This window comes from Nostoc parmelioides FACHB-3921, from assembly GCF_014696625.1.
Lineage (GTDB): Bacteria > Cyanobacteriota > Cyanobacteriia > Cyanobacteriales > Nostocaceae > Trichormus > Trichormus parmelioides.
Genome location: NZ_JACJQL010000068.1, coordinates 19899 through 31077, shown reverse-complemented (window position 1 = coordinate 31077; position 11179 = coordinate 19899). Strand labels below are relative to the sequence as shown.

The window sequence follows — 11179 nt, the reverse complement described above, 5'->3', positions numbered from 1 at the left end:
GTCAAGGAGTATTTGCAATTTCAAGATGCAACTAGCCCAAGTCAATTACCTATTAGTAAGGTGGATGCTCTCGTCAAAAATATGTGTCTCGCTTGGTCTGCTAATTATATTGATAACCCTAATGAAGCTGAAAGTTCCTATCAACAGCAGGTGGTTGATTTGGTTGCTAATGGGGATGATGAATTAACAGCAATTAATCAATGGATGCAGCAGGTACAAGCGGTTAAGACTGGGACGGTGTGAAATAGTAACGGGGGGAATTGAGAGTATTCCCCTCTTAAATTTTTTCCATCCTTTTAGATTTTCATCCACCTCAATAATCAATATTTCTCATGAGATTCATCGTTACTGTCGTCGAGAAAATTACGAGTGAAGCTCACATTGACCTTCCTGATGGGTTAACCCAAGAAGCAATAAAGTAGGAAATCGTTATTAGATACAACTCTGGGCAAATGCAAAATGATCTCAATATTGCCCAAGTCGATTTTATATCCATCAGCGCACGAATTTTAACAACTGAATCAAAAGAATCTTAAGCAAGTTTATGACTAAGAATTTTATTCACTCAGAAAACTGCAACTGTCACCAAATCGCCAGTATTCTCCAGTTGAATTTATCCACTGTCCGGTTATGGATAAACCGGGGCTGGCTTAAGGCAAACAAGCGTTGTCCGAAATATTACGAGATTAGCATTTCTCATCTCAAACAGTTTCTAGAAAATCCACCACATCAAATCCAAAAACGGATTGCATCTCTTGATTCCCAAAGCATTAATTATTTGTTAGGTAAAAAAGTATGACAGAACAAATCACCGACTTAGAAAGATGCTGGTTTCTCTCACCACCGTGGGGTAATCAAATCCTACCTTTAGAAGTCAACTTATTTGAAAAAGTCTACTTAAAGACCAATAGAACATTTGGCTACTGCTGTGGAGTGCAGTGGTATGGCGATTGCTGGAATTACATTATCGAGATAAAAAATGATTTCAACTATGCAACTAAACATCAGATTATTTCCACTGGTAATATACAAACCAGGATTTTAAAAAAACCTTCTTTCGTGTTGGGAGAGCGTGTACTGTTGCAATTTGGCGATCGCGGTACAAAACAAAGGCTAATTTTGGGGATTGAATTAATTGAAAAGTCTTGGTTTTATCTGGTCGAGTTGACATCACCCACTTTTGAACAACCACTCATCACGACCAATCGCTTTTCATTGGTGCGAGAAGAAGACTTAGTGCGGGTCAAGGTTTGAATTTTTCCACCAGCCCAACAGATTTTCCATTGTTCCCTCAATCACACAACTAAATTTATGTCACAAACCGAAATTGCACTCATTATCGAACAGATTAAACAAGAAATCACTGTTGATTCCAATGGCCAGGGTAGGGCTAGTATTCGGGCAACTGCAAGATTAGCTGAAGTTGATGCCACTGGATTAGCCAGAAGTCTCAAAACTGCCGTAGACAATTCTCCTTCTAAATTAGCTCAAAAGCTTAACAATAAAGGGTTTGAAGGCGTAGACGTTTTGGATTGGTCGCAGTCTGGCATTCCTGACTTAGCCGTTGCTGCCATACTTCACTATTACGGTTACGAAGCTGGTAAACGATGCAGCCAACAAGCAAGATTAGCTTGTGAGGCATTTGAAACCATCGGTGTTCGCGCCTGGATGCAGGATATCACGGGCTGGACAAAGACACCCACCCAACAGCCAGAACAACCACCTGTTGCTGCTCTCCTCCCTGTAGAGCAACGTTTGCATATTTTGGTGGAAGCGATGAAGACTTTAGCTAACCTCACTGGAGGAAAACTCAACCCATACATCGAGCAGCATTTTAAAGACTTCGCCGCTAACCTCTTAGCTGAACATAACAGAGCAGCCCTGTCAGCCTCTCCTGAAAAATGGTTAGGCGTTGTGAACTTTGCAGAGATTGAGCTTGGCAAGAAAGTCCCTCTGTCCGGCTCCCATTATCGTGGACACCTTGGTACATGGGTTCGCACATTTTACCCGCATCTGGGAGATCGCCAGGAATATCTTTTGGTCAACGGAGTTCAGCAATCCGTATATATCTACGCCTGCCACGAGCCAGTTGTTTTTGAAGGGCTGAAGGCGGCAGTTGAAGAGTTCTTTGCTCACCCGAACCCAACTGCGACACTACGGCAGGCTGGCGCTTCCGCTAACAAAAAGCGAATGAAACTTGTTAAATAGTGAAAAGCAACCGCACAGTAAATAGAGCGGATAGAGGTAATTCATGCTTCAGATTTCGTCTCACTAGCTTTTTTAGAGACAGCAATTGCACCAACTCCAAATAATAGACCTAGTAGGGAACTGGGTTCTGGTACTGATGTAGATGAAGAACTCAGGGTAATATTGGCAGCAGAATCTTGATAGATGTATGTTCCTGCCCGTCCCACTTCACCCGTCAAGCTAATTTCAGAGCTTGAAGTTCTTTCTAAGGTATATCTAGGAGCATCAAAAGCAATGCCAAAATCAACCACTAAATTCCAATTCGACCTAGAATCAAGCTCAAAATCAACATCTGGGGTTAAGTTACCGCCATTAGTAGATCCTGGATTCAACTTCAGGTCTAGATTGTTAACGTTAAGCTCCCAATCGCTCAAAGTCCCGTCCTTTGAGTAAACCACGAATCCCGAATATTCGCTCTCGAATGGCAAAGAGTTCGTAAGGAATGGGCTAGTAGCATCAACTAAGGTAAAATTACCTGAAAATTCTTGTCTAGTTAGAATTGCTCCCAGCACAGGAGTAGCATGAAATACGCTTGCAACTACCAAACCAATCACGGCGATGCTAAGTTTGGGGAGTCGAACTTGATTCATGGATTGGGTATACTATCTAAAATTGTTGAAGGTATGCTATCACATCCGTCAATGACGCGCCGCTAAATCTTTTTAGATTCTAGCGGCGGGAGGATGTCAAAGATTGATCGTCAGGATTTTTTTCTTGCTTTTTTTGTCGCTCAACACGACTGTATTGTAGGGTAATGTATCCGTTCCCAGAGGAATTGGCAGCCTAAAACTGGGGCTTTTATGATCGAGTTCGCCTAAATCAATGCTTTTCGTTATATCACCATCTGTTGCAAGATTTGCGGTCAGTTCGCCTTTATAATCTTCAATTAAAAAGTCTCTAAAGAAAACGACTTCCCCAGCATCAGGATCTATACCAAGGATGACCGTACCGCTAAAAGTTGCGCCTTTTCGTTCTTCATCAACCGTTGCCATTGTGATTTCCGAGGGGTCTTGACCGGACATATCTGCCATAAACTTTTTCCTCTTGCGAATTCTCGACAATTGAAAATGATTTTACAAGAGCGCTATGGGCGATCACAAAACTCTTAGGACGTATTTCTGCATCAGTCTTACAAATGTATAACCAAGTTACTTCTGGTTATACGCATAAGCGTCACCGCTTGGGTTTGAGGGCGATATTGACAGATTTGATGGATGGGGTAGAGATTAAGGGAGATGAAGCCACTATTGAAGCATTGGCTGATTTTTCCAAACGTAATGCACCCCATATCAAGGGGATTCTCAACTTGACTATACCTTTTGATGAGTCCCCTGTGTGGATTTTGAGTCAATACCTGGGCCAACTGTCCTTATCTACCCAGTCGCGGCGGCCTTTAGAAGATGGTAAGCAGGTGAGATACTATCGGCTCAATGCTGAGGATGTTGCGTTTGCCCAACGGGTGCTGGAGTATCGGCAACGGCAACGTGACGACAGGGAAAAAAGGCGACAGAAGGAACGGGAAGTTCAGGCGGCTTATGAGGCTAGGATGCAGGCTATGTATGGCATTGATGCTCCGTCCCCCCCGCTAATGTAATTGAGGATAATAATTGCGGGGGTATGGACGGACAAGTTAATCCCTGTATTTCTTGGTGGCAGCAGGTAAAATACTATGCAACGCTTGCTATGGAACGGGTAGCGTATGGGGTTGATGCCAGTTCGCAATTCGCAGTTTGCAATTACGGATTTAATTGAAAATTGATTCACTTAGGTACAAATTCCTGATTTTAACTATGAAAAAACAAGTAGTATCAATACTCAATTCCTAAACTTCAGTTCTAGGGAAGAAAATTGCGAATTGCGTAGCTTGCTTCCCGTAGGGTATTGCGAATTGTTTTGGTGATGATGGCTATTGATGAGCAAGAGCCGCAGATATTTGGGCAATTGGTGGCACAGGCTCCCGATTGGGTACAGTGGTTGGGGTGAGTGTGGGGGTTTAGGGTAGTGGCAAGTGTGAATAAAGCCCCTCCAACGGGCTTCCCATTGAGCGTATCTACCCACAACAACATAATATAAAGCTTATATAAAGCTAAGTTTCGTTTGTACAAAAATGTCTTGAGATTAGTTATAAGATTAATTTATGTATTTTTATTATAACTCTTTATCACAAAAGTAGGACTGTCTCTATTTGGAGTTGCATTTATATCAAAAAAATATACGTCTTGATAAACAACAAAACGAAATTTAACAAGCTATCAAACTTTTAATAAGTAAATAAATTAGATTTGATTAAAGTTTAAAACTAAGCTTATAGTTTTGTACTATTTATAAGTTTTTATAGAATTTAACTTGTTGAAGATTGGGTAAAGAACTTCATATTTAGTATGAACAATGATAGATATCTATTTGTTGAAGCAACTTAGCTATTCTGTGCTGAAATTATTTTAGCTACCCCTCTTTCATGGCTCTCTTGGTAAAAAACATAAAACTTGCTCAACAATACTTTTAGCTAAAAGAGATAATCACAGGCAGAATATTAGAAAATAAAGCTCCAAACTAATCTTCTGGCTTTTGTTTAAAAGTTGAGTGACATTTTTATTCATCCCAAGTAATGGAATAACGCATAGGAATGGCAGCAAACATTAGCGCAGTGTTGATTGTTTAAAACTTTGAAAAAGCTAGGTTCATACTTGGTGCTTCGCTAGATTCATTCACTGGGCTGTAATTGGAAAGATTTTCGTTCTCTTGGCAATAATCAACAAACATAAATCAAGATGAGGAATTGATTCATGGCAACTTTTACATTTAACCCAACAATAACCTTTGAAGTAGGAGATGGTTTTTTCTCAGAACCATTTGATGGTCAAGGTGATGCTGACGCAGTGTTTCCAGGTAATTTTGATACTGTAGTTCTCGGTTCAAGTGGAGAAAACAGCGAAAATGCCGAATTCGATATCAGTGGATTTTCTCTTCCTTCTCAAGACATCATTACTAGCGCAACATTTCAAGTTGTGATTTCCAGCACACAGGTAGGAGGGTTGGGAGTAAACTTTGGCGAAAACCCAACACTTCTAGGAGTGGCTGGTTACGTAGGTAACGGCTTAGTTGATGCTGCCGATTTTCAGGCTGGAAGTTTAGTAGATGCCGTAGATATATCATCACTTTTTGTGGGTCAAGTACTGACATTTGACATTACTGATTTTGTTCAAAACCTAGTTAGTAATGGTGATTCATTTGTCGGTTTAGCCGTCCGTGCTTTAGACTTTGGAGGTTTGGCGCTTTCTCCTAATCCCAGACTAACAATTACCACAAGTACAGGATTAAATGGGCTAATCCTAGAAGGCACGGATACAGACGACATTCTCAATGGTAGTGCTGACAATGATAGCCTCTCTGGTAATGCAGGAAATGATCTCCTCAATGGTGGTGCAGGTAATGATGTCCTCAACGGTGGCGTAGGTAATGATGTCCTCAATGGTGATGCAGGTAATGATGTCCTCAACGGTGGTTCTGGCAATGATATCCTGTACGGCTCTGATGGCGATGATATCCTTAGTGGACAAGCCGGTAATAATTACCTCAATGGCGGTGCTGGGATTGATACGATAGTTGAAACTGGAACAGATTTAATTAAATTTACTTTAACCAACGACAAACTTACTACCACAACCATTTCGGGTAATAGCATAGATAGGTTCTTAAATATTGAGCAGGTTCAGCTAAAAGGTGATGGTCGAGATAATATCATCGATGCCTCTAGATTCACATTAGGGGATGTCACCCTTGAAGGGGGTGGTGGCAATGATGTTCTCAGAGGTGGTGCTGGGAATGATATTCTGCGTGGTGATTTAGTTGGTTTCAATAATTCTACTCCTGCTGGCAATGATACCTTGTTTGGTGGTGCAGGTAACGATTCACTCAATGGTGGTGGCGGTAATGATGTTCTTAATGGGGGAATAGGTGACGATACCCTCAATGGTGGGACAGGCGATGATACCTTGTTTGGCGGTGCGGGTAACGATTCACTCAATGGCTCAACAGGTAATGATATTCTTGATGGCGGTACGGGTAATAATACTCTGACGGGAGGTACTGGTAATGATACTTACTACGTACGCGGTATTAACGACACCATCGTTGAATCGTCTTTTGCAGATACAGACACAGTTATATCTTCCGTAAATTGGCTATTGGGAGATAACCTAGAAAACCTAGTACTCACTGGCAACCGTAGTATTAATGGCATCGGAAATAGCCTCAACAATACTTTGACTGGTAATAGTGGTGCTAATGTTTTAGCTGGGCGTGATGGTGATGACCAACTATTGGGACTAGCAGGTAAAGACACTCTTAATGGTGGCAACGGCAATGATACTTTAGATGGTGGTGCAGGTAATGACCAGCTTATTGGTGGAGTGGGTGCAGATGTTTTAACTGGTGGTGATGGTCGTGATAGTTTCTTTTTGCGTGTTCCCAACTACGATAGTTACTATCCTTATTATCCTTACTATCCCTATTATCCTTATTATCCGCCTAGTGATGGCTTCGATACTATCACTGACTTTAATACTGCTGACGACAAGCTGGTGGTTTCCATTGCCGAATTTGGACTAGCTCAACCTTTGGGTGTACTTAACTCCAACATTTTCCAACTTGGTAGCTCTGCCACAAATGCAAGCGATCGCTTTATCTATGATCAATCCACGGGTAATCTGTTTTTTGATACTGATGGCAATGGTAGCGCTTACCAAGTTCAGATCACACAGCTTTCAAATCAGGTAGCACTGACTAACATTAATATTGTCCTGATCGCATAGACTGTGCCTTATGTGCCGCATCTCGTTCAAGTGACTCTAGCCGCTTCCGTTGGCTTTGCCCATACTCTAATACTTCTGGGCAAACTGTGACGTACTCCACACACTCCCCTTTCAGGGTGAGTGTGGGCTTCTCAATGACTCTTCGCGCGAAGACATTAATTGAGCTTTAAGACCGTGCGCCCCACGGTTCTTTATGTTGATAGCTGCATTCAAATCTCTGCACAAACTTGTTTTACATACAGGACAATTGTGCATTCTTTGAGATAACAGCTTTTTAACTTTGTGACCACAGCTAGAACATTCTTGGCTAGTACCGTTTGGATTTACAGCTATTACTCTCAAACCAGCGTTTTCGGCTTTATTTGAAAGTATAGTTACAAATTGACTCCACCCAGCATCATGAATACTTTTAGCCAATCTTGTTTTAACTAGTCCCTTGATATTCAACTTTTCTATAGCTACAACATCATACTTTTTGAGTAAATGTTTAGCAGTTTTAAAATGAAAATCTTTGCGACTATCAGCAACTTTTTTGTGCTGTTTACCTAGTTTTTGAATAGCTTTTTTACAGCGATTAGAACCTTTTTTACGTCTGGATACTTTACGCTGTGCCGATTTTAATTTACGTTCAGCTTTCCGTATATGTTTTGGTGCAGCAATTCTACTACCGTCTGAGGCAACATAGAAATTAATTAACCCAACATCAATACCAACAATATTTGCAGGATTGAAATCAGGCTTAACAATTGGAACTGTTTTGTCGTCAAGGCTCAGGGTAACATAATAACCATCAGATTTCTTGGTAACAGATACAGTTTTAATATCAAACCCATCAGGTATTGGACGATGAACAATTACCTTAACTTCTCCAATTTTTGACAACGTGATTTTGTTGTTAACAAAGTGATGGTGTTTGAATTGGGTGTAAGTAAAAATTTTATATTGCCCTTTTCCCTTGAATCTAGGTTTACCAGACTTTTTCCCATTAACATCGCCTTTTAACCATCTATCAAAAGCCAATTCAACTTTTTTAGGAACTTCCTGTAGCACCTGTGAGTGAATCTCTTTGTACCAAGGTCTATTTATTTTGAGTTGAGTGAGAGATGCTTTCTGGTTGTAGTAGTTGGGTTGCTCTTTTAATTCTGGTAGGTGACAGATTAACGGACATCTATCAATTGGACAGCGATTCATTTCATACCAGTCAAATCTTTGAGCAAGGAGATAATTGTACTGACAGCGTAGCATTTCCAGCGTCTTGTCAATTTTTTCTGCTTGCAATGCAGTAGGTTTGATTTTGTATTGGTATGAAATTCGCATAAATATTTTTTGTTTTTCGACCTAGATATAGAATAACAAAAATGTAAAGGCATTCTCTAGGCTGTCATGAAAAAGAAAGCATTAAAATTAAGAATATCAGTCAGAGCTTAGACTGAATAAACTGCGGTTCTACTCGGCTCAAAACAATAAAACTATGACTCATGTAATAAAAGATTTCGTAGATTTGCTCTTATCTTAAAATGGCAATTCCTCCTCGACCCCTGCCCTATCAATCCTGCGGATTGAATCTGTTGTGGGTCAATTCGTCATTGCCCAAAAATTCATCTCATCGCTCCTGAAGCGCGCAGTGAGCGAGAGGCTTCTTTTTGATTCAGCTAAATTTTCAGTATTGAGGCGATAGTACCTAACGCGCTTACCATTTTCAATAGGGATTGATGAGCAAGAGCCGCAGTTGTTTGGGCAGTTGGTGGCACAGGCTCCCGATTGGGTACTTTGGTTGGGGTGAGTTTTGGATTTGGGACTATATCGCACTAGGTGAGCCTTTTCCCAAATTTAGGTGAACCGTTTTGGAATGGGTCTTTGGGGCAGTGGCAAGTGTGATCGAACTTTGAGAATTGCTGAGGTCTGTGGGGTGCGATTGGCTGGCTGTAATTTATTTCACTTTGTTATCCGGCTTGCAGATTTAGCCAAGCTTCTAAATCTGCGACAACGGAAAAATCTAATAACGCCTCTCCTAAAAAAGACAACTGCTCAATAGATAGTCCTCGAATTCGTTGAATCAACGACGCATCAATTCCCCCAAAACGACGATGGGAGCAACGCGATTTTGTGATGTCGAGCTGGAAATGAGCGATCGCTAAATTAATTTATTGCGTACACATGAAGATTTAGTACACGTAAATAAGGAATATTACTTAAGTTAGTTGCTAAAGCTGATATATAGTAATGCAGAGAAATAAAAGATGATTATAAAAAAGGTAAGATTCCCAAGAAGTAAAATTTTCAAGCCGGGAATACTTACCTTTCATGAAAAAAAATATATATGCAACTCTTGATTTGAACAAATCATTGGATACTTTTCAATCTCATGTTACAAAACTTTTAGATTTCACTAATCTTCCAGAGTGGGATGGTAAAAAATTTAAAGAACGAGAAGAAGAAATTAGAAAACAAGCACTTATATTAGCAGGACAGTGTATATCCATTTTATTGTACAAGCTGTCCACTAATCAAAAAGTCCTTGACTATTCTACTGAGCAAATACAAACTGAACAAAATCTAACGAACTTTAAACGTGGTTATAAAACTCGTCAAATAATAACAGTAGGCAATGTAGAAGTAATCTTAAAGCTTCCTTACATAGTTAAACGGAACTTGAAGAAGGCAGAAGGCAGAGGGCAGAGGGCAGAAGGATCAAGTCAGAAGGGGATTCAAACCCCTCCTGACTTGGAGCCACTGAACAAGAGTTCAGTGGGGGTCTTAAACCCTTACTCCCTTTCGGTCGTGGCAGAGGGCAGGAATCAGAATTCCCTTCTGCCTTCTGCCTCCTGCCCTCTGCCTTTCTTGATAACCAAGAATAAATCAGGTAACACTAATAAAAAGCCGAAAATAGAAACAGCCACTCAAGGGTTTTATCCATTTTTGAAATGGTTAGGAATGTCTGTTGGTATAACCCCATTAGTGTGGTCAACAATTGCTAAATACGGTGCAATAGCTGGTTCGTTTGAGGCTGCACGCTCTACGTTAATAGATTGGGGAATAGATATTAGTTTAAAACGCATCGAACGACTGACTTATCTTTTTGGTCAGATTGGTATTAATCTTCGTGAATCAAAAATATTAAACCAGGCAAATAGTAACGGCTCTAATACTAATATTCTAAAAAACCAACGTGTTATCATAGCTGTAGACGGTGGCCGAACTAAAATTAGGTTTAATAAAAAAGGCAGACGTAGTTCTAAAACTCATCGTCATGGCTTTGTTGGTGAATGGATGGAGCCAAAGTTATTGACAATTTATGTAGTCAATGAGCAAGGTCAAAAAATTAGAACATCATCAATACCTATTACTAATGATGGCACATATTCAGGTTATGAACACTTTCTGCTCATTTTAGAGATGTATTTGGTGAACTTGGGTATAAGTCAAGCCAAACAAGTATTATTGATTGCTGATGGTGCTGAATGGATTTGGATACATATTCCTCCTTTATTAAAAAAGTTAAATTGCCCATTACAAACTTATCAATTGTTAGATTTTTACCACGCTGCATCACATTTACAGGGCTTTGCTGATGCTGCTTTTAGTACAGATAATGAGCGTCAAGAATGGTTTAAAAAAGCTCGAAAAACTTTAAAAAAGGGGCAGGCATTAGAATTAATGAGAAATATGGGTGAATTGATATCACACGCTACTGGAGAACGCTGTAATTTGATGGTCAAAGAACGAAATTATATTTTAAAAGCTTATAGAAGGAGACTTTTAAAATATAACTTGGTTGCATCTCAAAAACTCCCGCTTGGTAGCGGTGCAGTTGAAAGTTTAATTCGTCAAGCTGTTAACTTGCGTATGAAGGGAAATAGTAAGTTTTGGCTTCAAAATAATGCAGAGATTATGTTACATCTGCGATGTCAATGGATAGCGAAAAATTGGGATAACTTTTGTGACTCTATTTTTAATTCTTTCCTTAAATCCAGCAGTGCTTGAAAAATTTTATACTTTATCTCTCTGTTTGACAAGAATATTGTCTTATTTACAACTAAGTAAAAATCATTAATTCTTACTAAATTACCTATCAGTAATCTTTTGAGATACCTCAACAGAACTTTTTCTCGTGCATT

Annotated in this window: 10 protein-coding genes and 2 pseudogenes; 7 read left to right on the top strand and 5 right to left on the bottom strand. The window is 39.9% G+C overall.

What is annotated here, in order from left to right; translation table 11 throughout:
• The 4 genes and pseudogenes from H6G14_RS27230 to H6G14_RS27210 form a co-directional block, all read left to right on the top strand.
• A pseudogene (locus tag H6G14_RS27230) lies at positions 1 to 243 on the top strand (hypothetical protein); the annotation flags it as partial.
• A 301-nt stretch (positions 244 to 544) separates the two neighbouring features.
• Positions 545 to 799 carry a MerR family transcriptional regulator gene (locus H6G14_RS27220; RefSeq protein ID WP_190571374.1) on the top strand — a complete coding sequence of 85 codons (255 nt, stop codon included), beginning with the start codon at positions 545 to 547 and terminating at the stop codon, positions 797 to 799.
• Positions 796 to 1254, top strand: a complete 459-nt coding sequence (locus H6G14_RS27215) for a DUF1392 domain-containing protein (protein ID WP_190571372.1) — start codon at positions 796 to 798, stop codon at positions 1252 to 1254. Before H6G14_RS27220 ends, H6G14_RS27215 begins: the two co-directional genes overlap by 4 nt.
• Before the next feature lie 57 nt (positions 1255 to 1311).
• On the top strand, positions 1312 to 2208 hold the full coding sequence (locus tag H6G14_RS27210) for a hypothetical protein (RefSeq protein WP_190571371.1): 897 nt from the start codon (positions 1312 to 1314) through the stop codon (positions 2206 to 2208).
• A 41-nt stretch (positions 2209 to 2249) separates the two neighbouring features.
• Here the strand turns inward: H6G14_RS27210 and H6G14_RS27205 are convergent, their stop codons facing one another.
• A complete protein-coding gene (locus H6G14_RS27205) occupies positions 2250 to 2837 on the bottom strand; it encodes a PEP-CTERM sorting domain-containing protein (protein WP_190571369.1) in 588 nt (195 codons plus the stop codon).
• A gap of 96 nt (positions 2838 to 2933) precedes the next feature.
• The gene (locus tag H6G14_RS27200) at positions 2934 to 3278 is read right to left on the bottom strand and encodes a hypothetical protein (protein ID WP_190571367.1); all 345 of its coding nucleotides are present in this window, start codon (positions 3276 to 3278) and stop codon (positions 2934 to 2936) included.
• Between the two features lie 104 nt (positions 3279 to 3382).
• On the opposite strand from H6G14_RS27200, the gene H6G14_RS27195 reads away from it, so the two are divergent.
• Positions 3383 to 3841 (top strand): hypothetical protein, encoded by a 459-nt coding sequence (locus H6G14_RS27195; protein ID WP_190571365.1) that lies wholly within the window; start codon positions 3383 to 3385, stop codon positions 3839 to 3841.
• Between the two features lie 241 nt (positions 3842 to 4082).
• On the opposite strand, the gene H6G14_RS33390 is transcribed toward H6G14_RS27195, so the two are convergent.
• On the bottom strand, positions 4083 to 4352 hold the full coding sequence (locus tag H6G14_RS33390; protein WP_206757614.1) for a hypothetical protein: 270 nt from the start codon (positions 4350 to 4352) through the stop codon (positions 4083 to 4085).
• 681 nt (positions 4353 to 5033) lie between these two features.
• Here H6G14_RS33390 and H6G14_RS27190 point away from each other — a divergent pair.
• Positions 5034 to 7061: a calcium-binding protein gene (locus H6G14_RS27190; RefSeq protein ID WP_190571363.1), complete on the top strand. Its 2028-nt coding sequence runs from the start codon at positions 5034 to 5036 to the stop codon at positions 7059 to 7061.
• Between the two features lie 111 nt (positions 7062 to 7172).
• Here H6G14_RS27190 and H6G14_RS27185 read toward each other — a convergent pair whose 3' ends face one another.
• Together H6G14_RS27185 and H6G14_RS33205 are read right to left on the bottom strand one after the other, a co-directional pair.
• Positions 7173 to 8378, bottom strand: coding sequence for an RNA-guided endonuclease InsQ/TnpB family protein (locus H6G14_RS27185; RefSeq protein ID WP_190571361.1), 1206 nt, complete (start codon positions 8376 to 8378; stop codon positions 7173 to 7175).
• 626 nt (positions 8379 to 9004) lie between these two features.
• A pseudogene (locus tag H6G14_RS33205) lies at positions 9005 to 9160 on the bottom strand (DUF4351 domain-containing protein); the annotation flags it as partial.
• A 205-nt stretch (positions 9161 to 9365) separates the two neighbouring features.
• On the opposite strand from H6G14_RS33205, the gene H6G14_RS34270 reads away from it, so the two are divergent.
• Complete coding sequence (locus H6G14_RS34270) at positions 9366 to 11045, top strand: ISLre2 family transposase (RefSeq protein WP_338421224.1); 1680 nt, start codon at positions 9366 to 9368, stop codon at positions 11043 to 11045.
• Positions 11046 to 11179: the final 134 nt, after the last annotated feature.

Coding starts and splice junctions, on each gene's coding strand:
- H6G14_RS27220 (WP_190571374.1), top strand. CDS start 545: ATGACTAAGAATTTTATTCACTCAGAAAACTGCAACTGTCACCAAATC.
- H6G14_RS27215 (WP_190571372.1), top strand. CDS start 796: ATGACAGAACAAATCACCGACTTAGAAAGATGCTGGTTTCTCTCACCA.
- H6G14_RS27210 (WP_190571371.1), top strand. CDS start 1,312: ATGTCACAAACCGAAATTGCACTCATTATCGAACAGATTAAACAAGAA.
- H6G14_RS27205 (WP_190571369.1), bottom strand. CDS start 2,837: ATGAATCAAGTTCGACTCCCCAAACTTAGCATCGCCGTGATTGGTTTG.
- H6G14_RS27200 (WP_190571367.1), bottom strand. CDS start 3,278: ATGGCAGATATGTCCGGTCAAGACCCCTCGGAAATCACAATGGCAACG.
- H6G14_RS27195 (WP_190571365.1), top strand. CDS start 3,383: ATGTATAACCAAGTTACTTCTGGTTATACGCATAAGCGTCACCGCTTG.
- H6G14_RS27190 (WP_190571363.1), top strand. CDS start 5,034: ATGGCAACTTTTACATTTAACCCAACAATAACCTTTGAAGTAGGAGAT.
- H6G14_RS27185 (WP_190571361.1), bottom strand. CDS start 8,378: ATGCGAATTTCATACCAATACAAAATCAAACCTACTGCATTGCAAGCA.
- H6G14_RS34270 (WP_338421224.1), top strand. CDS start 9,366: ATGAAAAAAAATATATATGCAACTCTTGATTTGAACAAATCATTGGAT.